The organism is Saccharospirillum sp. ABV4_185 (assembly GCF_056159245.1).
On record NZ_JBSWUW010000001.1, the window covers coordinates 2407371 to 2431217 of the forward strand.

Annotated in this window: 23 protein-coding genes; 14 read left to right on the forward strand and 9 right to left on the reverse strand. The window is 58.2% G+C overall.

All coding sequences use genetic code 11. The features are described from left to right. Positions 1-45 precede the first annotated feature (45 nt). Entirely contained in the window at positions 46-708 is a 663-nt protein-coding gene (locus ACXAE6_RS11285) for a substrate-binding periplasmic protein (protein ID WP_475147702.1), read from the reverse strand. Positions 709-875: 167 nt separating this feature from the next. Here ACXAE6_RS11285 and ACXAE6_RS11290 point away from each other — a divergent pair, with 167 nt between their 5' ends. From ACXAE6_RS11290 to ACXAE6_RS11300, 3 genes are read left to right on the forward strand one after another with little or no spacing between them, the layout of a single operon-like run. Next, entirely contained in the window at positions 876-1601 is a 726-nt protein-coding gene (locus tag ACXAE6_RS11290; RefSeq protein ID WP_475147705.1) for an energy-coupling factor ABC transporter ATP-binding protein, read from the forward strand. After that, the gene (locus ACXAE6_RS11295; RefSeq protein WP_475147708.1) at positions 1598-2209 is read left to right on the forward strand and encodes an energy-coupling factor transporter transmembrane component T family protein; all 612 of its coding nucleotides are present in this window, start codon (positions 1598-1600) and stop codon (positions 2207-2209) included. The genes ACXAE6_RS11290 and ACXAE6_RS11295 overlap by 4 nt, the downstream gene beginning before the upstream one ends. A 13-nt stretch (positions 2210-2222) precedes the next feature. Continuing rightward, entirely contained in the window at positions 2223-2789 is a 567-nt protein-coding gene (locus ACXAE6_RS11300) for a biotin transporter BioY (RefSeq protein ID WP_475147711.1), read from the forward strand. Between the two features lie 167 nt (positions 2790-2956). Here the strand turns inward: ACXAE6_RS11300 and gcvP are convergent, their stop codons facing one another. Together gcvP and gcvH are read right to left on the reverse strand one after the other, a co-directional pair. Continuing rightward, positions 2957-5818, reverse strand: a complete 2862-nt coding sequence (gene gcvP, locus ACXAE6_RS11305) for an aminomethyl-transferring glycine dehydrogenase (protein ID WP_475147713.1) — start codon at positions 5816-5818, stop codon at positions 2957-2959. Between the two features lie 29 nt (positions 5819-5847). Then, positions 5848-6228: a glycine cleavage system protein GcvH gene (gcvH, locus tag ACXAE6_RS11310; protein WP_475147715.1), complete on the reverse strand. Its 381-nt coding sequence runs from the start codon at positions 6226-6228 to the stop codon at positions 5848-5850. A gap of 217 nt (positions 6229-6445) precedes the next feature. Between gcvH and ACXAE6_RS11315 the strand changes: the two genes are divergently transcribed. After that, positions 6446-7078 (forward strand): helix-turn-helix domain-containing protein, encoded by a 633-nt coding sequence (locus tag ACXAE6_RS11315; RefSeq protein ID WP_475147718.1) that lies wholly within the window; start codon positions 6446-6448, stop codon positions 7076-7078. A 186-nt stretch (positions 7079-7264) separates the two neighbouring features. On the opposite strand, the gene ACXAE6_RS11320 is transcribed toward ACXAE6_RS11315, so the two are convergent. Beyond that, positions 7265-7846, reverse strand: a complete 582-nt coding sequence (locus tag ACXAE6_RS11320) for a superoxide dismutase (protein ID WP_475147720.1) — start codon at positions 7844-7846, stop codon at positions 7265-7267. A 294-nt stretch (positions 7847-8140) separates the two neighbouring features. On the opposite strand from ACXAE6_RS11320, the gene ACXAE6_RS11325 reads away from it, so the two are divergent. Both ACXAE6_RS11325 and ACXAE6_RS11330 read left to right on the forward strand, forming a co-directional pair. Next, positions 8141-8959, forward strand: a complete 819-nt coding sequence (locus ACXAE6_RS11325; RefSeq protein ID WP_475147722.1) for a hypothetical protein — start codon at positions 8141-8143, stop codon at positions 8957-8959. 2 nt (positions 8960-8961) lie between these two features. Beyond that, on the forward strand, positions 8962-9750 hold the full coding sequence (locus tag ACXAE6_RS11330) for a DeoR family transcriptional regulator (protein ID WP_475147725.1): 789 nt from the start codon (positions 8962-8964) through the stop codon (positions 9748-9750). Positions 9751-9878: 128 nt separating this feature from the next. On the opposite strand, the gene dapD is transcribed toward ACXAE6_RS11330, so the two are convergent. The 5 genes from dapD to map form a co-directional block, all read right to left on the reverse strand. After that, on the reverse strand, positions 9879-10907 hold the full coding sequence (dapD, locus tag ACXAE6_RS11335) for a 2,3,4,5-tetrahydropyridine-2,6-dicarboxylate N-succinyltransferase (RefSeq protein ID WP_475147732.1): 1029 nt from the start codon (positions 10905-10907) through the stop codon (positions 9879-9881). 50 nt (positions 10908-10957) lie between these two features. Further along, complete coding sequence (locus tag ACXAE6_RS11340) at positions 10958-11308, reverse strand: Spx/MgsR family RNA polymerase-binding regulatory protein (RefSeq protein ID WP_475147735.1); 351 nt, start codon at positions 11306-11308, stop codon at positions 10958-10960. Between the two features lie 56 nt (positions 11309-11364). Next, positions 11365-12546, reverse strand: a complete 1182-nt coding sequence (dapC, locus tag ACXAE6_RS11345) for a succinyldiaminopimelate transaminase (RefSeq protein WP_475147738.1) — start codon at positions 12544-12546, stop codon at positions 11365-11367. After that, positions 12543-15224, reverse strand: coding sequence for a [protein-PII] uridylyltransferase (gene glnD, locus ACXAE6_RS11350; RefSeq protein ID WP_475147743.1), 2682 nt, complete (start codon positions 15222-15224; stop codon positions 12543-12545). The genes dapC and glnD overlap by 4 nt, the downstream gene beginning before the upstream one ends. 68 nt (positions 15225-15292) lie before the next feature. After that, on the reverse strand, positions 15293-16069 hold the full coding sequence (gene map, locus ACXAE6_RS11355; RefSeq protein WP_392803089.1) for a type I methionyl aminopeptidase: 777 nt from the start codon (positions 16067-16069) through the stop codon (positions 15293-15295). Between the two features lie 317 nt (positions 16070-16386). On the opposite strand from map, the gene rpsB reads away from it, so the two are divergent. The 8 genes from rpsB to rseP all read left to right on the forward strand — a co-directional run bounded on the left by rpsB (position 16387) and on the right by rseP (position 23835). After that, a complete protein-coding gene (rpsB, locus tag ACXAE6_RS11360; RefSeq protein ID WP_392803087.1) occupies positions 16387-17136 on the forward strand; it encodes a 30S ribosomal protein S2 in 750 nt (249 codons plus the stop codon). Positions 17137-17254: 118 nt separating this feature from the next. Then, the gene (gene tsf / locus ACXAE6_RS11365; RefSeq protein ID WP_475147752.1) at positions 17255-18121 is read left to right on the forward strand and encodes a translation elongation factor Ts; all 867 of its coding nucleotides are present in this window, start codon (positions 17255-17257) and stop codon (positions 18119-18121) included. A gap of 150 nt (positions 18122-18271) precedes the next feature. Further along, positions 18272-19012: a UMP kinase gene (gene pyrH, locus ACXAE6_RS11370; protein ID WP_392803082.1), complete on the forward strand. Its 741-nt coding sequence runs from the start codon at positions 18272-18274 to the stop codon at positions 19010-19012. Next, positions 19009-19566 (forward strand): ribosome recycling factor, encoded by a 558-nt coding sequence (gene frr / locus ACXAE6_RS11375; RefSeq protein WP_475147761.1) that lies wholly within the window; start codon positions 19009-19011, stop codon positions 19564-19566. Before pyrH ends, frr begins: the two co-directional genes overlap by 4 nt. A gap of 162 nt (positions 19567-19728) precedes the next feature. After that, on the forward strand, positions 19729-20484 hold the full coding sequence (gene uppS, locus ACXAE6_RS11380) for a polyprenyl diphosphate synthase (RefSeq protein ID WP_475147766.1): 756 nt from the start codon (positions 19729-19731) through the stop codon (positions 20482-20484). Positions 20485-20486: 2 nt separating this feature from the next. After that, complete coding sequence (locus ACXAE6_RS11385) at positions 20487-21311, forward strand: phosphatidate cytidylyltransferase (RefSeq protein WP_475147769.1); 825 nt, start codon at positions 20487-20489, stop codon at positions 21309-21311. Further along, entirely contained in the window at positions 21308-22486 is a 1179-nt protein-coding gene (ispC, locus tag ACXAE6_RS11390) for a 1-deoxy-D-xylulose-5-phosphate reductoisomerase (protein WP_475147772.1), read from the forward strand. Before ACXAE6_RS11385 ends, ispC begins: the two co-directional genes overlap by 4 nt. Beyond that, complete coding sequence (gene rseP / locus ACXAE6_RS11395; protein ID WP_475147775.1) at positions 22483-23835, forward strand: RIP metalloprotease RseP; 1353 nt, start codon at positions 22483-22485, stop codon at positions 23833-23835. The genes ispC and rseP overlap by 4 nt, the downstream gene beginning before the upstream one ends. Positions 23836-23847 lie beyond the last annotated feature (12 nt).

Here is a 23847-nt window from a genome sequence, read left to right on the forward strand (position 1 = left end):
AAATAACGACGGATGGAAGTGGCGACTTGAATGATGGCGTTCTGGTCAGTCGTTACTGCGCTGGCGCAAGGCGTCGGCCAGCGGTTGCGCCAGGTCGCGATGCTGTTGATTCAGGAACAGATAGTACTGCGCCGTCAACAACGACTGCTCATCGCAGCGCACCAGTTGCACGCCGAAGGCCGGCACCAGACCTTGCGCCTGAACCGGGTTGGCGAAGGTGATGTCGAGCCGTCCCGACTGCAGCATCTGAATCAGGGTGCGGATACTGGGCGCATAAAACAATGACAACTGATACCGCTCAGCGATTTGCTGGAAGAAGGTGACGCCCTGAATGCCGCCCAGTTGCAGCGCTTCGTTGTCGCGGTAGCGTTGGCAGGTGGCTTCATCGATGGCATAGGCGTAGTGCTCTTCGCTGACCAGCGGAACATCCACCTTCACGGCAAAGGGTGCGTCTGCCAGATAGACCGGAAGAATGACAAACAAGCCATCGACGGCGCCGCTTTCCAACAAGCGAATTCGGCGTGCAAAGGGCGCCGATACCCAGTTGATTTGATAGCCCAACTGCGCCGCCGCGGCGATGACGTTTTGCTGTTGATCCGGGTAAATGGCGGTCACTTCAGCGTTAATGGCAATGTTCAGAACGCGCTCTTCAGCCCGGCTGATCAATACTATGCCCAGCAACAGTATCGCCACCCAAAGACGATGCATGGCCGGCCCCTCCGTGGGAAGTTGCCGACAGTATAGTGAGCCTTTTATAGACTGCCGGATGGCAGCGGACAGCATCGACACCGATCAATAAATGACCATCAGTTAAATTTTGCCTGCATGACATTTTCAAGCTGATTAGACTGGCGCGCTGATTTAATGAGGCTGCTATGACTGTTATTGCTAACGCGACCACTGAGACGCCCGGCTTTCATCTGCACAGCGTGGTCTTGGAACGCACCGGACAGCGGGTGCTGAACGAGGTGACGCTGAGCGTCAGCGAAGCCCGGGTTGGCCTGATCGGCAATAACGGCTCGGGTAAGTCGTCGTTGGTGCGCCTGCTCAACGGCCTGCTCAAACCCAGCGCCGGAGAGGTTCGAGTCAACGGCCTGAACCCGGCCGACAATCCGCAACGTATGGCGGCCCAGGTCGGCTTTATTTTTCAGAACCCGGATCACCAGATTATTTTCCCCACGGTGCTTGAAGAAGTTGCTTTTGGTTTGCGCAACCTCGGCCGCAGCCGCAAAGCCGCTCAGCAAGAAGCCTTGGATTTTCTCGATCAACATGGCCGCGCCGACTGGGCGCAGCGGCCGGTGCATTCGCTCTCCGAAGGGCAGAAGCAGCTGGTGTGTATATTTGCGGTCCTGGTAATGCAGCCGAAACTCATCGTGCTCGACGAACCCTTTTCCGCGCTCGACTACCCAACCCGTTTGCACCTGCTCGACTGGTTGCACCAATTGCCACAGCAACTGCTGATGATCAGTCACGAGCTGGACAGCCTCGACGGCTTTGATCGACTGATCTGGCTCGAAGACGGCCGGGTGCGCGACGACGGCGAACCGGCGCGCGTTCTGGATGCCTACCGTCAGGCCAGCCTGGCCGGGGTGGCGTTGTGATCAGCCTCTATATGGCCGGGCGCAGCCCGCTGCATCGGCTGCCGGCGGGGGTGAAGCTGGCCGGCTTGATGGTGATCAGCATGGCGCTCTATCCAGTGGATCAGCCGTTGTGGCTGCTGCCGGTGCTGCTGCTTTGCGTCGCCGGTTACGCCAGTTTGGGGCCGGGCGGCTTGCAGCGGCTGACGCTGGTAAAGCCGGTACTGCCTTTTCTGCTGCTGATTCTGGCGTTTCAGACCTGGACGCAGGGCTGGGCAGATGGCCTGGTGATGCTGCAACGCATTCTGATCATGGTACTGCTGGCCAACCTGGTCACGCTCACGACCCCGATGGACGCCATGATGGCGGCGGTGATGCCGCTGCTGCGGCCGCTGCGCTGGATCGGCGTGGCGCCGCATCGCATCGCCTTTGCCGTGGCGCTGCTGGTGCGCTTTGTGCCGGTATTGATGGCGCTGACCGCCAGCCTGCTCGAAGCCTGGCGCGCCCGTGGCGGCGGCCGTCGCCAATGGCGCTTGGCGGTGCCGCTGCTGATCAACGCTATTCGCCTGTCCGATCACGTCGCCGAAGCGCTGGCCGCGCGCGGCGGTATTCCACCCGATGCCAAACAATAAACGGAGCACAACCATGAAAGAGCACTCTTTAAAGGAACAGGGCCTGGTACAGATTGCCCTCTACGCCGCCTTAATTGCCGCCCTGGGTTTGATCCCGCCGGTGCCGTTTTTGTCCGGCATTCCCATTACCGCCCAGTCGCTTGGTGTGATGCTCGCCGGCGTCATGCTCGGCCCGGTGCGCGGTTTTCTGGCGGTGGTGTTGCTGTTGTTTGTGGTCGCACTCGGTGCGCCTTTATTAGCCGGTGGTCGCGGTGGTTTGGCGGTGTTTGTCGGCCCGACGGCGGGTTTTGCCATTGGCTGGGCCTTTGCGGCGCTGGCAACCGGCTGGGTGACGCAGCAGTTGCAACGTCTGAACCTGGCGGTGGCGGCTGCTATTGGCGCCTTTGTCGGCGGCATTCTGGTGCTCTACGTCTTCGGTATTATGGGCTTTATGCTGATCACCGATAACGGCCTGCTGCGCTCGACGCAGATTATGATGGTTTATATACCGGGTGATCTGGTGAAGGTGGTGATTACTGGCTTGGTGGCACAAGCGGTTTATAAGGGCTTGCCGGGGGCGGTGGCGACTCGGGCAGTCTGAGCGTTGAGGTTAATGGTCCGTACCTGACAGCGGAGCCTTTTTAGGCGACACGCTGTAAATCCTTCCCTGGACGCTCGGCGATGGCCCGATGTGTCGGACCATTCCTGGCCATCGACGGTCGCCTAAAAAGGCTCCACTGTCAGGTACTCTGGCAGTGGCGTTATTGTTTACTGATACGCCTCAATTGGCGGGCAGGAGCACATCAGATTGCGATCGCCATGGACATTGTCGACCCGGTTCACCGCCGGCCAGAACTTGGCGGCTTTGACCGCCTCGCTTGGGAATACACCCAGTTCGCGCGGGTAGGGGCGGGTCCATTCGCCGACCAAATCCGCTTGTGAATGTGGCGCATGACGCAGCGGGCTGTCGTCCGCCGCCCATTCGCCGCTTTCGACCTTGGCGATCTCCGCACGAATGCCGCGCATGGCGTCGATAAAGCGATCCAACTCGGCTTTGGATTCCGATTCGGTTGGCTCAACCATTAGCGTGCCCGGCACCGGGAACGACATGGTCGGGGCGTGGAAGCCGTAGTCCATTAAGCGCTTGGCGACGTCTTCTTCGCTGATGCCGGTTTCGGCTTTCAGCGGCCGCAAATCCAGAATGCACTCGTGGGCGACGCGGCCGTTGCTGCCGCGATAGAGCACATCAAAATCGTCTTTCAGCGCTTCGGCCAGATAGTTGGCACCCAAAATAGCGACTTCGGTGCTGGCCTGCAGGCCGTCGCGGCCGAGCATGCGGTTGTACATCCAGGTGATCGGCAGAATGCCGGCTGAACCAAAGGCCGCCGCTGAGACCGCGCCTTCAGACTCTTCTCCATGACCCGGCAAATAGGGCGCCAGATGCGCTTTAACGCCAATCGGCCCCATGCCCGGGCCACCGCCGCCGTGCGGAATGGCGAAGGTTTTGTGCAGGTTCAGGTGCGACACATCGGCGCCAACCTTGCCCGGTTGCATCAAACCGACCTGGGCGTTGAGGTTGGCACCATCGAGATACACCTGACCGCCGAAGCGGTGAATGGTGTCGCACAGTTGTTTCAGGCCTTCTTCGAACACACCGTGCGTCGACGGGTAGGTGATCATGCAGGCGGCGAGTTTATCGCCGGCTGCTTCTGCTTTAGCCGCCAGATCGTCGAGATCGACGTTGCCGTTGTCGTCGCAGTTGACGATGACCACATCCAATCCCATCAGCGCGGCCGATGCCGGGTTGGTGCCGTGCGCCGAGGCGGGAATCAGACAGAGCGTGCGTTGATCATCGCCATTGGCTTGGTGGTAACGACGAATCGCCAACAGGCCGGCGTACTCGCCCTGGGCACCCGAGTTTGGTTGCATCGACAGCGCATCGTAGCCGGTGATGGCCAGCAATTGAGTTTCCAGATCGCTGACCAGTTTTTGGTAGCCGCGCGCCTGATCGGCCGGGGCGAACGGATGCAGGTTGGCGAACTGCGGCCAACTGACCGGCTGCATTTCGGCAGCGGCGTTCAGCTTCATGGTGCAGGAGCCAAGCGGAATCATGCCGTGCACCAAGGAATAGTCGCGGTTTTCCAGTCGTTTGATATAGCGCAGCAACTCGGTTTCGCTGTGGTAGCGGTTGAACACCGGGTGGCTCAGCACGTCGTCGCTGCGCCGCAGGTCGGCAGGCAGCGCAGGTTTGTCGCTGGCTAATACAGCGGCGTCCAGTTCAGCCAGATCCAGACCGTGGTTGTCGCCCAGCAATACGTTAAACAGACGCTCAACATCGGCCGCTGTGGTGGTTTCGTCGAGGCTGACACCGACGCGGCCATCGCTAAAGCGGCGCAGGTTGCAACCGGCTTTGACGGCGCGCTCGTGCACCTGGGCGTCGAAATTGAACGTCAGCGTATCGAAGAAATGTTCGGCCAGTTCCACGCCGTTGCGGCGCAGACCTTCGGCCAGAATGGCGGTGAAACGATGCACTCGTTCAGCCATGGTGCGCAGGCCATTCGGGCCGTGATAAACCGCATAAAACGACGCCAGATTCGCCAGCAGTGCCTGGGCGGTACAGATGTTCGAGGTCGCCTTTTCGCGGCGGATATGTTGCTCGCGGGTTTGCATCGCCATGCGCAATGCCTGACCGCCTTTGGCATCGACAGAGACACCGATGATGCGACCCGGTACCTGGCGTTTGTGCGCATCGCGCACGGCAAAAAAGGCCGCGTGCGGGCCACCGTAACCAAGCGGCACACCAAAACGCTGGGCACTGCCGAAGGCGATGTCGGCACCCAGTTCGCCGGGTGAGCGCAGCAGCATCAGCGCCAGCAGGTCAGTGGCAACCGCCGTGACGGCGCCGGCGTTTTTCGCCGCTTCGAGTTGGGCTTGCAGATTGCCGATTGCACCGCTGGAACCGGGGTAGCTGAACAGGGCGCCGAAAACATCGTGCTCGCCGATGCTGGCGGCGGGCGCTATGACCAGTTCGATGCCCAGGTATTTGGCTCGGGTTTGCAACACCGCCAGCGTCTGCGGGTGGGTGTCGGCATCGACAAAAAATTGTGTGCTTTTGCTTTTGCGATTGACGCGTTGGCACAGTGTCATGGCTTCTGCCGCCGCCGTGGCTTCATCGAGCAGGGAGGCGTTGGCCAGATCCAGGCCGGTTAAGTCCATCACCACTTGTTGGAAGTTCAGCAGCGCTTCCAAGCGCCCCTGGCTGATTTCCGGCTGGTAGGGCGTGTAGGCGGTGTACCAGGCCGGGTTTTCCAGCACATTGCGGGCGATGGCCGCGGGAATATGAGTGCCGTAATAACCCTGGCCGATGTGGCTGGTGAGCACTTTGTTCTGGCTGGCAATCTGCGCCAGTTCGGCCAGGGCCTCGGTTTCGCTGCGGCCGCTGTCGAGCGCCAGGGCGCCATCCATGCGCAGGCTTGCAGGCACGGTCTGACCGATCAGGTCGGCGCGACTGTTCAGGCCCAGCGTGGCCAGCATGGCGCTCTGATCATCGGCGTTCGGGCCCAGGTGACGCGGGGCGAAACCGGCGTCCGCCAGGGCGGTGAGCGGTTTTTGGTGCAGCGAAGTGGTCATGGCGAGTCTCCGGCGGGAATCAGGTTGAATCAGAGCTGGGCGTTGTATTGGTCGGCGCTGAGCAGGTCGTTGATAACGCTCGGGTCGTCCAGACGCAGTTGGAACAGCCAGCCGGCGTCGTATGGGTCTTCATTCAGCCGCTCTGGCGCGTCGGTCAGGCCTTCGTTGCAGGCGAGCACAGTGCCGGCCAGTGGGCTGTAGATGTCGGATGCGGCTTTAACCGATTCCACCACAGCCACGGCTTCGCCCGCGGCAACCTGACGGCCAAGTTCAGGCAGTTCGATAAACACCACGTCGCCCAGTTGGGTTTGTGCGTGGTCGCTGATGCCGACGGCAACGACGCCATCGCCGAGGTCGCGCACCCATTCGTGGCTGGCGGTATAACGCAAGGATTCGGGTGAAGTAGACATGAATATCTCCACAAAGCAGGGTAGGCAGGAATGGCGCGGAGCCTAGCAATGCTTTTTTCCCAAAACAACAAAAATTTCCTATAGGAAACAAGCGGACCCAATGGTCAACTTTTGCCAATCCGGCGTTTCCCGCTGCCGGTGGCTATGCAATACTCGTCCCGCCTGGCGCAGACAGCCCGGGTGTTGTCGTTGAGTCTCTGATAGGAAACAGGCCGCCATGGACCCGCACTTCCTGCACGATCAAGCCAAGCCATCGCCGGAAATCAGCCGCAAAGACGGCCATGAAGCCACGTTGGAACCTTTAGAACTGGGTCAGCGCGTGCGCGCCATTCGCTTAAGCCAGAACCTGACACTCGAAGAAGCCAGCCAACGCACCGGCCTGGCCCGTTCGACCTTGTCGAAAATCGAGAACGAACAGATATCGCCGACCTTCACCGCCGTGAATAAGCTGGTGCATGGGCTCGGCATCGATATTCCGCAACTTTTTGCTCAGCCGAGCACCGACAGCCGCGCCAGCGGCCGCCGCGATATTACCCGCGCAGGCGAGGGAAGACCCCACCCGACGCCGACTTACGAACACGAATTGCTGGCCACCGAACTGACGCAAAAGAAGATGGTGCCGTTTCGCACCCGGGTGCATTCACGCAGCTTCGATGATTTTCCCGACTGGGTGCGCCACGACGGCGAAGAATTTTTATACGTGCTCAGCGGCTCAATTCTGTTCTACACCGAATTCTACGAACCGGTGGAACTGTTCGAAGGCGACAGCGCTTATTACGACTGCACCATGGGACATGCGCTGGTCAGTACCAGTGAGGATGATGCCGTCTGTTTGTGGGTGACGGCCTAGGTGCGTTTAGCGCGCTGGAAGACGCTGGGGTGCTTCGCACCTGGGAGACGGAAGACGCTTAGTTACAAAAAAGGGAGTCACCTTGCGGTGGCTCCCTTTTTTAGTGCTTCGGGGGTGAGTGTCGGGTTTTCGCTAATCAGCGTCTCCCGTCCGGGCGGCGCTCCGCTCCCGTTCAGCGTCTAGCAATTATTTTGCGAAATTTTCGTTCGCAAATTCCCAGTTCACCAACTTCCAGAACGCCGCCAGATAATCCGGACGAGAGTTGCGGTAGTCGATGTAGTAGGCGTGTTCCCAAACGTCGACGGTCAGCAGCGGAGTCTGGCCGCTGGTGATCGGGGTACCGGCGTCGTCGGTGTTGACGATTTCGACGGAGCCGTCAGCGTTTTTCACCAGCCAGGTCCAGCCTGAACCAAAGTTGCCGGCCGCTTTTTCGTCGAATTCTTTCTGGAAGGCTTCGAACGAACCCCATTTGCCGTTGATGGCGTCAGCAACCGCGCCAGTCGGAGCGCCACCGCCGTTCGGGCTCAGGCAGTGCCAGTAAAAAGTGTGGTTCCAGATTTGTGCGGCGTTGTTGAACATGCCGCCAGAGGCTGACTTGATGATGTCTTCGAGGCTTTTGCCTTCGAATTCGGTGCCCGGCACCATGCCGTTGAGCTTGGTGACGTAGGTGTTGTGGTGTTTGCCGTGGTGGTATTCCAGGGTTTCCTGGGAAATGTGCGGTTCCAGGGCGTTCTTGGCGTACGGCAATGCTGGCAGTTCAAAAGCCATGGTTGCTCTCCCTCTGTCTGTTTACTAATGAATGGTCGGGAGTGCCACGGAGCCTCCCTTGTTTGACTCAGTAAAGCATAATCAGGCCGCTTCGCTGGGGTTTCAAGGGGCAGTGATGTAGATGGCGAGGTGGCAAGGCGACAGGGTTCACAACTGCCGTCACAACTCTTGTTACAGCGCTGGTTGCAGCTCTTGTTACAACAAGGGCGCTCCCTATAATGGCGGAACGCATTCCCATTCGAACAGGTAGTGAAAACAATGGCCGATTCCAAGCCGGGACAGGATTTTCCACCCATGATGCCGGACCGAGATGACATTCGTAATCGTCGTCCTGCCGAGCCGACACCGGCTAAGAAAGCCGCTCCTAAATCGAACCCCAGCCCGAAACCGAAAGCGACACCACCGGGTGAGAACGGCGGTGGCCCCGGCGCTTTAGTGTGGGGCCTGCTGATCGCCTCTCTGGTGCTTGTGCTGGCGTTGCTGCTGTTGGTGCTCAGCCAGCGCCAGACGCTGGCGCAATACGATGAGCGTTTGCAACTGGCCGATGACCGCCTGGTGACCTTGGAACAGGCTCTGACTCAGACTGACGAATCGGTGGCCATGAACGAGACCGCCATCAATGCACGCTTTAACAATCTTTCGGAAGCTGACGAACTGCAGATGTCGGAAATCCGTAAGTTGTGGGCGGTATCGAACGAGCGTAACCGTGAATGGATTGAGGCCAACCAGGCGGCAGTGGCCGATATGGACAGTCGTTTGGGCAATGTTACCTCGCGCCTCGATAACCAGAGCCAAACGCTCAGCACTGTGGATACTCAACTGGACGAACTGGCGGCGCTGGCAGCCGACCTGGACCGGGCGGTGACCGCGGTGGAAGGTCAGTTGAATGGCTTTGATGCCCAGGCCATTGATGAGCGTCTGGTGTCGCTGACGCTGGCGCAGGAAAACCAGATGATGGACATTGGTGAGTTGGCCGATCAGGTCGATAGCCTGGACCGCAGTCTAGATTCCATCGACAACGGCCGACTGGAAACCAACCGCCGTCTGGTGGCGTTAAGTGAACAGCTGAAGGCTCTCGATGCGCGGGTGACCGCCTTGGGTGGCGGCCAATAAAGATGGCCGCCCGGGCGATTGATAAGTCGTTTAACCCGCGTCAGGCGGCGATCGTGCAGCGCATCGAACAGGGTGGTCACGCCACCATCGATGATCTGGTCACCGCCTTTGATGTGACGCCGCAAACCATTCGCCGCGATTTGACTCTGCTCGCCGATGCCGGTTTGATTGCCCGCTTTCATGGCGGCGCCAGCCCGGTGAATTCGACTGAAAACCTGTCCTATCAGGATCGGCAAATTCTCAATCACGGCGCTAAAGAAAGCATTGCGCAGTTGGTTGCCGAGCAGATTCCCGATCACGCCAGTCTGTTTATCAACATTGGCACGACCACCGAAACCATAGCGCGGGCGCTGTTGCAGCATCGCGGTTTGCAGGTGATCACCAACAACCTCCATGTTGCGGCCATTCTCAGCCCGAAAGAAGACTTCAGAGTGATTGTCGCCAGCGGTGAAGTGCGGGCGCGCGATGGCGGCATTGTCGGCGAAGCGACGCTCGATTTTATCCGTCAGTTCAAACTCGACTACGGCATTATCGGCATCAGCGGCATTGAAGAGGACGGCGCGCTGCTCGACTACGATTACCGCGAAGTGCGCGTCGCCCAGACCATTATGGAGCAAAGCCGTCAAGTCTTACTCGCTGCTGACCATTCCAAATTTGGCCGCCGCGCCATGGTGCGGCTTGGGCATATTACCCAGGCCGATGTGTTTGTGACCGATGTGGCGCCGCCGTTGGCAATTGCGGAGCAACTGGAAACCGCTGAAGTGCGGCTTTTGGTTGCGGGAGACGCATAGGCGCGCATAAGCGCGCTGGGAGACGGGAGACGCTAAACGGGAGACGCTTAATAGCGGCGACGGTTTGGTTTTTTGTAACAGGCGTCTCCCGTCTCCCGTTAAGCGTCTTGCAGGCGCGCAACGCGCGCCTAGTTCTTATGCAACTCGCTGTTCAACTCAACCTGCGATTTATTGGTCAAACATTCTACGCGACCGGTTTCAGCGTTGCGCCAGAACAGCAAATCAGACTTGCCGGCCAGTTCGCGTGCTTTAACGGTTTCGACGGCTTGCTTGTTGCTGTCGAGCAGGGTGACCTTGGTGCCGGCGGTGATGTACAGGCCGGCTTCGACGGTGCAGCGGTCGCCCAACGGAATGCCAACACCGGAGTTGGCGCCGAGCAGGGAGTTCTGACCCATGGAGACGACCACTTTGCCGCCGCCGGAGAGCGTACCCATGATGGACGCGCCACCACCAACGTCGGAGCCTTCGCCGACCACCACGCCCGCCGAAATACGACCTTCAACCATAGAAGCACCAACGGTACCGGCGTTGAAGTTAACGAAACCTTCGTGCATGACGGTGGTGCCTTCGCCCAGGTGAGCGCCGAGGCGAACACGAGCGGTGTCGGCGATGCGTACGCCGGACGGCACGACGTAGTCGGCCAGCTTGGGAAACTTATCGACGCAGTTTACTTCCAGCACCCGACCGGCCAGACGCGCTTCCATCTGACGTTCGGTGAGTTCGGGCAGGTCGATTGGGCCTTCGCTGGTCCAGGCGATGTTATGCAGCAGAGCAAACATACCTTCCAGAGAACAGCCATGCGGTTGCACCAGCCGGTGCGAAATCAACTGCAGTTTCAGGAAAACCTCAGCCACCGAACTGGGCGCTGAGTCGCTTTCAAGTGCGACCAGAATCATCGTCTGATGGCTGCTTTCACCGGCTCGGCAGAATTGCGCATTGACGCTTTGGCTGGCGTCGCTGAAGCGGCTGGCCAGTTCGTTCATCTGGGCGCTTTCGAGTACAAAGACTTCGTTGCCGCCGTTCAGTTTCACCACCTCGGTCAGCGCGGAAACCAGAGCGTCGGTCGGGTTTAGGACCGGTTCTGGGTACCAGGCCTCGATGATTTTGCCATCCTTGTTGCGGGTGGCCGTGCCGACGGCCAGAGCGAAATAACTCATCCGGTTTTCCTCAATATGTTCAATCAGTCAGGTTCGGGGGCATCGCTGCATCAGTCCAGCGACAGCAAATCTTTGAAGGCCTGTTCGTTGTATCCCACCGCGGCGAGACCACGTTGTTCCACCACAGGTCTCTTGATGACCGATGGATTTTCGATCATCAGTTCGATGGCTTTTTCCGGCGTCAATTCGGTTTTGCGCGAGGCGTCGATATTACGCCAGGTGGTGCCACGTTTGTTGATCAGATTTTCCCAGCCGACGTGCGGAAACCAGGCGCGCAGCAGCTCTTCCGTTGGCGGTGTTTTCTTGTAGTCGATAAATTCGTAATCCGCGCCCTGGTCGTTAAACCAGGCGAGGGTTTTTTTGATGGTGTCGCAGTTGCGTATTCCGTAGATCCGGATCATGGCGTCCGCCCCATAAGGCTGTTGTCGGGTTGGCAGTCGTCGTTAGTCAATTGAATTCAGAGCAGAGGTCGCAGCCGTTCGGCCGCTTCGATACAGGCATCCAACTCGGCGACCAGCGCAATACGTATATGGCCATAACCGGGGTTGATGCCGTCGACCTGGCGCGACAGATATTGGCCGGGCAACACATGGATGTTGGCTTTTTCCAGCCACAAACGCGCGATCTGCTCGTCGTCGGTTTCCAGGTTGGGCCAAAGGTAAAAGCTGGCGTCGGGGATGTCCACCGGCATTTTGTCACCGAGAATCTGCTGCACGGCCTGATACTTCTGGTTGTACAGCAACCGGTTTTCAACAACGTGGCTTTCATCGTTCCAGGCGGCAATGGAAACGTGCTGAGTCGGTAACGGCATGGCGCAGCCGTGGTAGGTGCGATAACGCAAAAAGGTCGCTAATAAGTCGGCATCACCGGCGACAAAACCCGAACGTAAACCGGGCAGATTGGAGCGTTTGCTCAGGCTGTGAAACACCAGACAGTTTTTGAAACCACCTTCCAGGCTGGCCGCTTGCAACAGCCCCGGCGGCGGATTGTTTTCATCGCGATAGAGTTCCGAATAACACTCATCGCTGACCAGAATAACGTCGTGCGCGCGGGCTTTTTTGACCAGGGCGCGCAGTTGATCGAGTTCGATCAAACGGCCGGACGGGTTGCCCGGGTTGCAGATAAACAGCAGTTGGCAGTTATCCCAGTCGGCATCGCTGAGCGCGTCGAAATCGGGTTGGTAACCCGTGTCTGCCGTGCAGGGTAAATAGCGCGGCTCGCCGCCGGCGAGGAAAGCCGCACCTTCATAGATCTGGTAGAAGGGATTCGGCATCCAGACTTGGTTTTTTGATGAGTCGGCATCGAATAAAGCCTGCACCACCGAGAACAGTGCTTCGCGGGTGCCGGTAACCGGAAGAACATTTTTGTCGGCGCTTAATTCAGTGTCTTGTAATGCATAACGACGCTGACACCAATCGGCAATGGCCTGACGCAGTTGCGGCAAACCGGCGGTGGCCGGATAGACCGAAAATCCAGCCAGGTTGGCGTGCAGTTGTTCGGCTAAAAAGGCGGGCGCGGCGTGCTTGGGTTCGCCAATGCCCCAAAGCACGGCGGGCAGATCGGCCGGTTGAATATCGGCCGTCAGTGTTTTGAGTTTCTCAAAGGGGTAGGGATGCAGACGCGCCATCCGGCTGTTCATTCGCTTTGTCCTTCCACGATGATGGCTTCTAGGGTGCGTTGCAGGTTCTCGACCAAACGCGATTCGTGCAGCGGTTCGTCGTCGCGATCGACGACGAAGAAAACGTCTTCGACGCGCTCACCGAGCGTCGAAATGCGTGCGCTTTGCATGCGCAGATCGAGCCGTTTAAAGGCGCGACCGATATCGGCCAACAAACCCGGGCGGTCGGAGGTGATGATTTCCACCACGGTGCGCTGATTGGCCGGGTCGTTGCTGACGGTGATCTGCGGTGGCATGGCGAAATGCTTAAGCCGGCGCGACAGCCGCCGATTCGGCGTGGCGGTTTCTTCCGGATCCTGAATGGCAAGCAACAGACGGCGTTGAATGTCGCGCAGCCGTTCCGGGTTATTGCCGATGCTGTGGCCGTCTTCATCGAGCACGATAAAAGTATCGAGACTGAAATCGGAGGACGAGGACGTCATGATGCGCGCGTCCTGAATGTCGAGTTCCAATTGATCAAGGCAGGCGGCGATGTCGGCAAAAAGGTGCGGCCGGTCCGGTGCGTAGATAAAAATCTGGGTGGCGCCGGCGTAGCCTTCGGCGTCGGTTTCGCGAATCAATACCAGCGGTACATTGAGGCCGTGGTTGGCAATGGCGCGCGTGTGCCAGGCGATATTTTCGGCCGATTCGCGCAAGAAATAATCGTCGCCCGGATTGTCCCAGAGTTCGAGAATTTCGCGTTCTGAATAGCCATCGTCGCGCAATAAAGCCAGGGCGCCGTTTTTCACTTCCTCGATACGCTCTTCTTTATTGACCGGGTTTTCCAAACCGCGACGCAAAGCGCGCAGCGTTTCGTTGTAGAGTTTTTTCAACAAGGAAGCGCGCCACGAATTCCACAGGTTGGGATTGGTGGCGTAGATGTCGGCGACGGTCAGCACGTAGAGATAATTCAAGCGGTGCAGATCGCTGACCTGCTGGGCGAAGTGGTTGATCACTTCGGGATCAGAAATGTCCTCGCGCTGAGCCGTCATCGACATCAATAAATGGTTGCGCACCAGCCAGACGACCAACTCGGATTCCCAGCCGGTGAGGCGATGACGGCGCGCAAAACGCTGCACTTCGTCGGCACCTTCGATGGAGTGATCGCTGCCGCGGCCTTTGCCGATGTCGTGATAGAGCGCCGCCACATAGGCCAGTTCCACCTTGGGCAACTGGTGAATGATCTTGGTGGCGATGGGAAACTGGACGGTGTTGTTGGCGTGGCGGAAACGGCGCAGGTTGCGGATGGTAAGCAGCGAGTGGGCATCGACGGTGTAGACGTGAAACAGATCGTACTGCATCTGCCCGACGATGCGGCCGAACTCCGGCAAATAGAGACCGAGCACGCCGTACTGGTTCATGCGCATCAGGTTGGTCGATACGCCGGCCGGGCTGCGCATCAGTTCCATAAAGAAGGTGATGTTGCGCAAATCCTGGCGGAACTTGCCGTCGATGCGGTGACGGTTGGCGAAAATCTGCCTAAGCGTCGCCGCCCGAATGCCTTTGATTTCCGGGCGCTGGGCGCACAGTACGAAGACTTCCATCAGCGCTGACGGTGTGCGGATAAACACCGTTTCATCGTGGGTTTCGATATAACCGCCGCGCACCTGAAAACGGCTGTTGATGGGAATGACCTGGTCGTCGTCCTCGGCGCCGAGAATGGTTTCGTCGAAATGCTGCAACAGCATGATGTTCAGTGCGCGCAGCCGGAATACCTGGCGGAAGTAATCCTGCATCAGATGTTCGACCGCCAACTGACCATCGCGGTCGCGGTAACCGAATTGTTCGGCGACCTTTTCTTGCAAGTCGAACAACAGGCGGTCTTCTTCGCGGCCGCTGAAACGGTGTAACGCATAACGGATGCGCCACAGATAATCCTGACCTTCGAGTAAACCCTGGTATTCAGCGTCGGTGAGAAAACCGCGCTCAACCAGTTCGCTTAAATCGGTATCGCCAAAATAGCGTTTGGCGACCCAGGCGACCGTCTGGATATCACGCAGACCTCCGGGGCCGGCTTTTACGTTGGGCTCAAGGTTGTATTCGGTTTCGTGATATTTCTGGTGGCGGTTGGTTTGCTCGTTGATCTTGGCTTTATAGAAAGCTTCGCTCGGCCAGATGTGCGCCGGGCTGATCAGCGCGCTGACCTTTAACCGCAAGCCGGTGTTGCCCGCCAGGGTGCGGGTTTCCATTAAATTGGTGGTGACGGTGACATCGCCTTCGGCTTCGTCGCGGCAGGCGTCGATGGTGCGCACCGAGTGGCCGATGTCGAGTTTGAGATCCCACATCAGGGTGAGGAAGGACTGAATCGATTCGACGTTGGCGTCGATGCAGGCTTCATCACTGAACAACAGCAATAAATCGATGTCAGACTTGGGCAGCAGTTCGCCACGGCCATAGCCACCGACGGCGATCAGTGCCAGATCATCCGGGCGTTGCCAGTCGAACTGTTGCCAGGCGGTGTGCAGAATCTGATCCAGCGCCCAGGCGCGGCCGAACACCAGGCTGCGAATGGGTTCACCATGATCGAAGCGTTTATCGAGGCGTTGTTGCAGGTCGTCCAGCGCCTGGCGCAAAACCGGAATGGGCGGCTGCTCGGCCAGCGCCTGGCGCAAGCCGTCGATATCGACCAGATCGGTGTCAGCGTATTCGCTCAGCGTCATCATTCGTCCCACAGGAAAACCGGCCCTGGCCGGCAGACGTGGCCCGGCCGGACGGCCGGAGCCTGATCTCAGAAGGTTTCTTCAGTGCGCTTGGTGAGTACCTCAACACCGGTGGCGGTGACCAGCAGGGTATGCTCCCACTGCGCCGAGGCTTTGCGGTCTTTGGTGACCACGGTCCATTGATCACCGAGCACCTTGGACTGCGGTTTGCCGGCGTTGATCATCGGTTCGATGGTGAAGGTCATGCCTTCTTTCAGTTCCAGGCCGGTGCCGGGCTTGCCGTAATGCAGTACCTGCGGATCTTCATGGAACACCGCGCCAATGCCATGGCCGCAGTATTCGCGCACCACTGAGTAATAATTGCTTTCGGCGTGCTGCTGGATGACGTGACCGATGTCGCCCAGACGCGTACCGGGCTTGACCAACTCGATACCTTTATACAGGCATTCCTGAGTCACCCGCACCAGACGCTCCAGGTGCGCCGGGGCTTCACCGACGAAATACATTTTGCTGGTATCGCCGTGATAGCCATCTTTAATGACGGTGACGTCGATATTAACAATGTCGCCTTTCTTGAGGATCTTGTCGTCGCTGGGAATACCGTGACAGATAACGTGGTTGACCGAAGTACAGACTGATTTGGGAAAGGGCGGATTACCGTAGTTCAGCGGCGCTGGAATCGCCTTTTGTACATCGACAATATAGTTGTGGCAGAGGCGGTCGAGCTCACCGGTGCTGACACCGGGTTTGACGTGCTCGCCGATCATCTCCAGCACCTCGGCGGCCAGGCGGCCGGCGACGCGCATCTTTTCAATTTCCTCAGCGGTCTTGATGGTTACAGCCATGGGGGTCTCAAGCAGATGGTGATTCGTAGCGCGCTAGTTTACCGATTTTGAGTGCAGGTTGCAGCCTTGTGACATAAAGCCGAACGGTTGCCAGATGCGCCTGGCGCCGCTCAGCGTTGAGTTCACCGGCTCGCTGTGGTATAAAGCGCGCCGCTCTGGGCTGCCTGATGGACAGTCCGGGTTTACTGCCAGTGGACAACCGCTGGTGAATCCTAACTCTCACATGCGCCGGCACATGATTCCGGGTGCCTTTGTCTGAACGGACGGAGGTTGGATCATGGGGCGTGTGGAGGCCTAACCCGAACAGTGAGGACAATATGGCTACTGTTTCTATGCGTGACCTGCTCAAAGCAGGCGTACACTTCGGTCACCAGACCCGTTACTGGAACCCGAAGATGGGCAAATACATCTTTGGTGCCCGCAACAAGATCCACATCATCAACCTGGAGCACACTGTTCCGGCGTTGAACTCCGCTCTGGCCCGTATCGGCCAAATGGCTGGTGGCAAGAACAAGATTCTGTTCGTTGGCACCAAGCGTTCTGCCAGCAACATCGTGCGTGAACAAGCGTCCCGTGCCGGTATGCCTTATGTGGTACACCGTTGGCTCGGCGGTATGCTGACCAACTACAAAACCATCCGTGTTTCCATCAAGCGTTTGCGTGAACTGGAAACTCAGCGTGGTGACGGCACTTTTGAACAGCTGACCAAGAAAGAACGTCTGATGCGTGAGCGTGAGATCGAGAAGCTGGAAAAAACCATCGGCGGTATCAAGGACATGGGCGGCCTGCCGGATGCTCTGTTCGTTATTGACGTCGATCACGAGCGCATCGCTATTCAGGAAGCCAACAAGCTGGGTATTCCGGTTATCGGTGTGGTCGATACCAACTCCAACCCGGACGGTGTCGACATCGTCATCCCGGGTAACGACGACGCCATCCGCGCCATCGAGATCTACGCCAGCTCTGTTGCTGATGCCATTCTCGAAGCGCGTGCTGCCAACGCGACCGAAGCGGATGAGTTTGTTGAAGTTGCTGAAGAAGCCACTGACGAACCCGCTGCCGAGTAAGCAGCACAGGCAGCGGCCGCACGACAAAGGGGCCACGGCCCCTTTTTGTTAGCCCGGTCACCGGGTGGTCATCGGCCGCTGTCACTATCGAATTGAACCGAACCTCGAGGAAATGAACATGGCTACTATTACTGCGGCCCAGGTAAAGGAACTGCGTGAGCGCACTGGCCTGGGCATGATGGAATGTAAGAAGGCCCTGGTTGAAGCCGATGGCAACATCGAAGCGGCGATCGACAACCTGCGCAAGGCCTCTGGTCTGAAAGCGGCCAAAAAAGCCGGCCGTACTGCGGCTGAAGGCGTGATCATCACCCGTCAATCTGCCGACAACAGCCAAGCGCTGCTGCTGGAAGTGAACTGCGAAACTGACTTCGTGGCTCGCGATGACAACTTCCTGAACTTCGCCAACAAGGTCGCTGACCAGGCGATGGCTGACAAGCAGACCGACATCGCTGTGCTGATGGCGTCTGGCCTGGAAGCTGAGCGTGAAGCGCTGGTGCAGAAAATCGGTGAGAAGATCGACGTGCGTCGTGCTTTCCTGATTGGTGGCGCCGGCAAAACCGTTGCCACCTACGTTCACGGCGGCCGTATCGGCGTTGCTGTTGAAATGGAAGGCGGTAACGAAGAACTGGGCCGTGATGTGGCAATGCATATTGCTGCCATCAATCCTCAGTATGTTTCTGCTGACGACGTTCCTCAGGAAGTGCTCGAGCGCGAAAAAGAAGTGGTTGCTGCCCAGGCTGAGAATTCTGGCAAGCCGGCTGAAATCATCGAGAAGATGGTTGGCGGTCGTCTGAAGAAATTCGTTGCTGAAATCTCCTTGCTGGAACAGCCGTTCGTGAAAGACCCGGATACCAAGGTCGGTAACCTGGTTAAGAACGCTGGCGCCACCTTGACCGCTTTCACTCGTCTGGAAGTGGGCGAGGGCATCGAGAAAGAGGAAGTCGACTTCGCCGCTGAAGTCGCCGCCGCTGCCAAGGGCAGCTAAGTAAAAAAGGGCAGCTTGACTGCCCTTTTTTTTGTCCGGTGCAGACATCGACGAGGTCACTGCCTTTACGCAACCCGATCGCTATACTGCACTGGCTGAATTTGGGCTGCTCAATGCGAGCTCATTCATTTTCCCAAAGGACGAGTTGCCATGCCGACCAAAGATTCCCACCCTCGTTATAAACGCATCCTGCTCAAACTCAGTGGTGAAGCCCTGTCCGGTGAGCAGGGTTTTGGTATCGACCCGAAAGTGCTCGACCGCATGGCGCTGGAAATCGGTCAGCTGGTGGGTATCGGCGTCCAGGTGGGTCTGGTGATCGGCGGCGGTAATCTGTTCCGTGGCAAGGCGTTGCATGAAGCCGGCCTGGACCGGGTAACCGGCGATCATATGGGTATGCTGGCCACGGTGATGAACGCCCTGGCGATGCGCGATGCGCTGGAACGCTCCAATATCCGCAGCCGGGTGATGTCGGCCATTCCCATGTCGGGCATTGTCGAGCACTATGACCGGCGCAGCGCTATCCGCTATCTGACGCAGGGTGACGTGGTTATCTTCTCCGCCGGCACCGGCAACCCCTTCTTTACCACCGACTCAGCCGCCTGCTTGCGCGGCATTGAAGTCGAGGCCGATCTGGTGCTGAAAGCCACCAATGTGGATGGTGTATACAGTGCCGATCCCCGAACCGTTCCGGATGCGGTAAAATACGATCGCCTGAGCTACGACGAAGCGCTGGAAAAACAGCTGGGTGTGATGGATTTGACGGCTGTCTGCCTGGTGCGGGATCATAATATGCCGGTTCGGGTATTCAACATGAACAAGCCAGGAGCCTTGGTGTCGCTGATGGTCGGCGGCAATGAGGGTACGCTCATGGCAGAGGACATTACTGCATGATCGAAGACATTAAGAAGGAAACGGAAGCGCATAACAAAAGAGCCCTGGTCGCTTTGGACGAAGGCTTCAACCGCATCCGTACCGGCCGGGCCAACCCGTCCATCTTCGACGCCTTGAGCGTCAGCTATTATGGTGTCGATACACCGCTGCAACAGGTTGCCAATATCACCGTCGAAGACGGTCGTACCCTGGCCATCGTGCCGTGGGAAAAAAACATGGTGCCGGAAATCGAAAAGGCCATCATGAAGGCAGACCTGGGTTTGAACCCGGCCACCTCCGGTGACAAGATTCGTGTCGTTATGCCAGCGCTGACCGAAGAGACGCGCAAAGACATGATCAAGGTGGCGCGTGCAGAGGCCGAAAAAGCCCGGGTGTCTATTCGCAATGGACGCCGCGACGCCAATGCCACCATCAAAGATCTGGTGAAGGAAAAAGAACTGTCGGAAGACGAAGGTCGCAATGCTGAAGACGACGTTCAGAAGTTGACCGACAAAGCCATCGCCATGGTCGAAAAGCATTTAGAAGAAAAAGAGCAAGAGTTGATTACGGTCTAAAACCGTTCTCAAGCAAGAGAGGGGAGGCAGCATGGCAAAGCCATGTTGCCTTTAGTTTTTTCAGTCCCTGAGTGACGCTGGTTGTTTGACCAGTATGCCAAAATCGTCAGGAGTCCGTTGCGTCGGGAAGGCGCCGGACACGAACCGAACTATGGATCGCCTATGACCACTGCCCAAGATCAGGGAGAGCAGAGCATTCCCCGCCACCTGGCCATTATCATGGATGGCAATAATCGTTGGGCAAAAAAGCGACTGCTGGGTGGAATATCGGGTCATAAGGCGGGCGTGAAATCCGTTCGTACCGTGGTGGAAGCCTCGGCGCGGGCGGGCGTGGAAGTACTCACTCTGTACGCTTTCAGTTCGGAAAACTGGCGACGGCCGACGGAAGAAGTCAACGCCCTGATGGATCTGTTCCTGATGGCGCTGAACCGGGAAGTGAAGAAGCTGCACAAGAATAATCTGCGTTTGCGTATTATCGGCGACACCAGCCGATTCAGCGCGGCCATCCAGAAAGCGATTGTTGCTGCTGAGCAACTGACCGCCGACAACACCGGTATGACGCTGGCGGTCGCGGCGAACTATGGCGGCCACTGGGATATTACCCAGGCCGCACGAAGTCTGGCTGAGGATGTCGCTGAAGGTCGGTTAACACCGGCAGACGTGACCGAAGCAAGCCTGCAGGCGCGAGTTGCTCTGGGTGATTTGCCGCCGCCGGATCTGTGCATTCGTACCGCCGGCGAGCAACGCATTTCCAATTTCTTGTTGTGGCAGTTTGCCTATACGGAATTCTATTTCACGCCCGAGTTTTGGCCGGATTTCAACCAAGAATCACTGCAGCGGGCTTTTGCCAGCTATGCCGGTCGGGTACGACGTTACGGTCGCACCGACGAGCAACTGGAGCAGACGCTGAGTTCCTGATTATGTTTATACAACGCCTGATTACCTCTCTGGTACTGGCCCCGCTGATGCTGGCTGGCATTTATTTGCTGCCGGCTGATTACTTTTCCCTGTTCATCGGACTCATCGTCGTCTTGGCTGCCTGGGAGTGGGCTAATCTGGCGGGTTACAGCCGCACCACCACTCGCCTGACCGTGGCCATTGCCGGCGCCGCCATTTTGCTGGCGGTTGACTGGTGGCGGCTGAGCGCTCAGATCAGTTGGCAGGCGCTGATGGTTGCCGCTGTGATCTGGTGGTTGCTGGCGCTGCTGTTGGTGCTGACCTATCCCGGCAGTCAGACCGTCATCCGCCGCCGCTGGGTTCGTCTGTTGATGGGCGTACCGGTGTTGGTGCCGTTTTGGCTGGGCCTTAATGTCTTGAAAGTCCGTCCCGACGATGCGCTGGTATTGACCTGGCTGATGCTCTTGGTTTGGGGTGCGGACGTCGGCGCATATTTTGCCGGCCGTGCTTTTGGTAACCGCAAACTGGCCCCGAACGTCAGTCCCGGTAAAACCTGGGCCGGCGTCTATGGCGGTATGGCGACGTCAATTCTGGTCTCGGTGGTGGTGGCGCTGAACTTTCTACCGCCATTGAATGCCATGCAGTGGGCGGCCTTGGTGCTGGTCAGTGCCTTGCTGGTGGCCATCTCGGTGTTGGGCGATCTGCTGGAAAGTTTGCTCAAGCGTTACCGCGGTATTAAAGATTCTTCGCAATTGCTGCCCGGTCATGGCGGTGTGCTCGATCGCATCGACAGTCTGTGTGCGGCAACCCCGCTGTTCTGTCTCTTGCTGGTGGTGATTTCGGTATGAACCCGACGCGCCCGCAACGTGTTTGTGTGTTAGGCGCCACCGGTTCGGTGGGCGTCAATACGCTGGATGTGATTGGGCGTCATCCGGATCGTTTTGAGCTGGCGGCGATCAGCGGGCATCGCAATATTGACCGCTTGGCGCAGCAGGCCCGAGCGTTTAAGCCACGCTGGGTGGTGGTGCCAGACGAAGCGGCGCGTCGCCAGTTGCTGGACTTACTTGGCTCAGTCACTACTGAGGTTCTGGTCGGCGAAGCAGCCTTGGCTGAAGTAGCTGCTTCACCTGACGTCGATGTGGTGATGGCTGCCATCGTCGGTTCTGCCGGCCTGATGTCCTCGTTGGCGGCGGCTCGTGCCGGTAAACGCTTGCTGCTGGCCAATAAAGAAAGTCTGGTCGTGGCGGGCGATTTGCTGATGCGTGCCGTGGCTGAGTCGGGTGCGCAACTGCTGCCGATCGACAGCGAACACAACGCAATTTTTCAATGCCTGCCATCCGAACATCGCCGCCAGGGCGTGTCCTCTGTCTTGTTGACGGCCTCCGGTGGTCCTTTCCTGAATACCCCTGCGAACCAGCTGGCGCAGATGACGCCAGCGCAGGCGGTGGCGCATCCCAACTGGTCGATGGGCGCCAAGATTTCGGTCGATTCCGCTTCGCTGATGAACAAAGGTCTGGAGTTGATCGAAGCCTGTTGGCTGTTCGGTCTGACGCCTGCCGATGTTGAAGTGGTAATTCATCCGGAAAGCATTATCCATTCGATGGTGCGCTATCTGGACGGTTCGGTCATTGCGCAACTGGGTACACCGGATATGCGCACGCCGATCGCCTTTGGTCTGGGCTATCCCGAGCGCATTGCCAGTGGCAGTGAGCCGTTGGCGTTCGACCCCAGCTTGAAGCTGACCTTTGATCAGCCCGATCGCGAACGCTTTCCCTGTCTGCGTCTGGCCGAAGAGGCCATAGCGGCTGGTGGCACCTTGCCAGCCGTATTGAATGCGGCCAACGAAATCAGTGTGGCGGCGTTTCTCGATGAGCGTTTGCGCTTTACTGACCTCGCCCGCATTAATGAGCAAACCATGGATCGGCTGGGCAGCACAGCGGTGAGCTCGGTCGAGCAATTGCTGGATGTTGATCGCCAGGCACGACAAGTTGCCGCCACGGTGATCAAGGAGATGGGCGTATGACCTTGTTGAACTCTGTGCTGGGCATTCTGCTGGCGCTGGGCATTCTGGTGACGGTGCATGAATACGGCCACTTCTGGGTGGCGCGTCGCAACGGCATCAAAGTGCTGCGTTTTTCCATCGGTTTTGGTCGGCCGTTGCTGCGTTGGTACGATCGCCACGGCACTGAATTTGCCATCGCCTGGATACCCCTGGGCGGCTACGTGAAAATGCTCGATGAGCGTGAGGCACCGGTCGATCCGGCGCAACGTGATCAGGCGTTTAACACCAAAACGCCGCTGCAACGTATTGCCGTGGCGTCAGCTGGACCGGCGGCGAATTTCTTGTTCGCCATCATCGCCTTCGCGCTGTTGTACAGCCTGGGTGTGCGCGAATTGGCTTCTTATGTCGAAGCGCCGGCGCCGAATTCGCCTGCGGCTGCGGCCGGTTTCGTTGAGGGTGATCGCATTACCGCCATCGATACTCAGAGTGTCGATTCCTGGCGGGGTATCAGCCTGGCGTTGGCGCGTCGGGTTGGCGATAGCGGTGCTCTGAACTTTCAGGTTGAGCAGGCCGATGGCTCCAGTGCTTCGCGTTCCATTCCGGTGGAGCGTTGGCTGGCGTCGGAATCCGAACCCAACCCGTTGGGGAATTTGGGACTCTATCCGGATCGACCTGAAACACCGGCGATTATCGGTGAGGTCTTCGCCGATGGAGCCGGTGCTGCTGCCGGTCTGCAAAGCGGCGATCGCATCGTCGCGGTGGATGGTCAAGTCATCGAAAATTGGCTGGACTGGGTGGCAGTGATCCAGCCCAATGGCGGGCTCGATCTGAGCGTGGAACTGATCCGCGACGGTCAGCCGCTGCACTTGACGCTGACGCCAAACGAGCGTGAGGTCAACGGCCAGACTCAGGGTTTTATCGGTACCGCTGCGGCGCCGGTGGAGTGGCCCGAAGATCGTCTGCTGACGTTTCGGGTGGCGCCTTGGACCGGTGTCTGGCTCGGCTTGCAGGACACCTGGGAAATGGTGCACCTGAGCTTTGCAATGTTGGGTAAAATGCTCAGCGGTCTGGTTTCGGTGCAGCAGATTGGTGGACCGATTTCCATGGCGCAAATGGCGGGCGATTCGGTTCAGGGTGGCCTGGAAAGTTTCGTGCGTTTTCTGGCCTTTATCAGCATCAGTTTGGGCGTGGTGAATCTGTTGCCGATCCCGGTGCTTGATGGCGGCCATATTCTTTTTTACAGCATTGAATGGTTACGCGGTCGGCCTTTGTCCGAACGCGTGCAAATGATTGGTTCGCAGCTGGGTTTGTTGCTGGTATTGGGACTGATGATGCTGGCATTTGTTAATGATCTCGGCCGTTTGGGCTGAATGTGATGGCAC

Bases quoted from the DNA above. Each gene is read 5' to 3' on its own strand.
- gcvH (WP_475147715.1), bottom strand. From the start codon at position 6,228: ATGTCTACTTCACCCGAATCCTTGCGTTATACCGCCAGCCACGAATGG.
- ispC (WP_475147772.1), top strand. From the start codon at position 21,308: ATGAACCCGACGCGCCCGCAACGTGTTTGTGTGTTAGGCGCCACCGGT.
- ACXAE6_RS11290 (WP_475147705.1), top strand. From the start codon at position 876: ATGACTGTTATTGCTAACGCGACCACTGAGACGCCCGGCTTTCATCTG.
- ACXAE6_RS11315 (WP_475147718.1), top strand. From the start codon at position 6,446: ATGGACCCGCACTTCCTGCACGATCAAGCCAAGCCATCGCCGGAAATC.
- ACXAE6_RS11340 (WP_475147735.1), bottom strand. From the start codon at position 11,308: ATGATCCGGATCTACGGAATACGCAACTGCGACACCATCAAAAAAACC.
- ACXAE6_RS11285 (WP_475147702.1), bottom strand. From the start codon at position 708: ATGCATCGTCTTTGGGTGGCGATACTGTTGCTGGGCATAGTATTGATC.
- rpsB (WP_392803087.1), top strand. From the start codon at position 16,387: ATGGCTACTGTTTCTATGCGTGACCTGCTCAAAGCAGGCGTACACTTC.
- map (WP_392803089.1), bottom strand. From the start codon at position 16,069: ATGGCTGTAACCATCAAGACCGCTGAGGAAATTGAAAAGATGCGCGTC.
- uppS (WP_475147766.1), top strand. From the start codon at position 19,729: ATGACCACTGCCCAAGATCAGGGAGAGCAGAGCATTCCCCGCCACCTG.
- ACXAE6_RS11320 (WP_475147720.1), bottom strand. From the start codon at position 7,846: ATGGCTTTTGAACTGCCAGCATTGCCGTACGCCAAGAACGCCCTGGAA.
- gcvP (WP_475147713.1), bottom strand. From the start codon at position 5,818: ATGACCACTTCGCTGCACCAAAAACCGCTCACCGCCCTGGCGGACGCC.
- ACXAE6_RS11385 (WP_475147769.1), top strand. From the start codon at position 20,487: ATGTTTATACAACGCCTGATTACCTCTCTGGTACTGGCCCCGCTGATG.
- ACXAE6_RS11300 (WP_475147711.1), top strand. From the start codon at position 2,223: ATGAAAGAGCACTCTTTAAAGGAACAGGGCCTGGTACAGATTGCCCTC.
- pyrH (WP_392803082.1), top strand. From the start codon at position 18,272: ATGCCGACCAAAGATTCCCACCCTCGTTATAAACGCATCCTGCTCAAA.
- tsf (WP_475147752.1), top strand. From the start codon at position 17,255: ATGGCTACTATTACTGCGGCCCAGGTAAAGGAACTGCGTGAGCGCACT.
- glnD (WP_475147743.1), bottom strand. From the start codon at position 15,224: ATGACGCTGAGCGAATACGCTGACACCGATCTGGTCGATATCGACGGC.
- ACXAE6_RS11325 (WP_475147722.1), top strand. From the start codon at position 8,141: ATGATGCCGGACCGAGATGACATTCGTAATCGTCGTCCTGCCGAGCCG.
- frr (WP_475147761.1), top strand. From the start codon at position 19,009: ATGATCGAAGACATTAAGAAGGAAACGGAAGCGCATAACAAAAGAGCC.
- dapC (WP_475147738.1), bottom strand. From the start codon at position 12,546: ATGAACAGCCGGATGGCGCGTCTGCATCCCTACCCCTTTGAGAAACTC.
- ACXAE6_RS11330 (WP_475147725.1), top strand. From the start codon at position 8,962: ATGGCCGCCCGGGCGATTGATAAGTCGTTTAACCCGCGTCAGGCGGCG.
- rseP (WP_475147775.1), top strand. From the start codon at position 22,483: ATGACCTTGTTGAACTCTGTGCTGGGCATTCTGCTGGCGCTGGGCATT.
- dapD (WP_475147732.1), bottom strand. From the start codon at position 10,907: ATGAGTTATTTCGCTCTGGCCGTCGGCACGGCCACCCGCAACAAGGAT.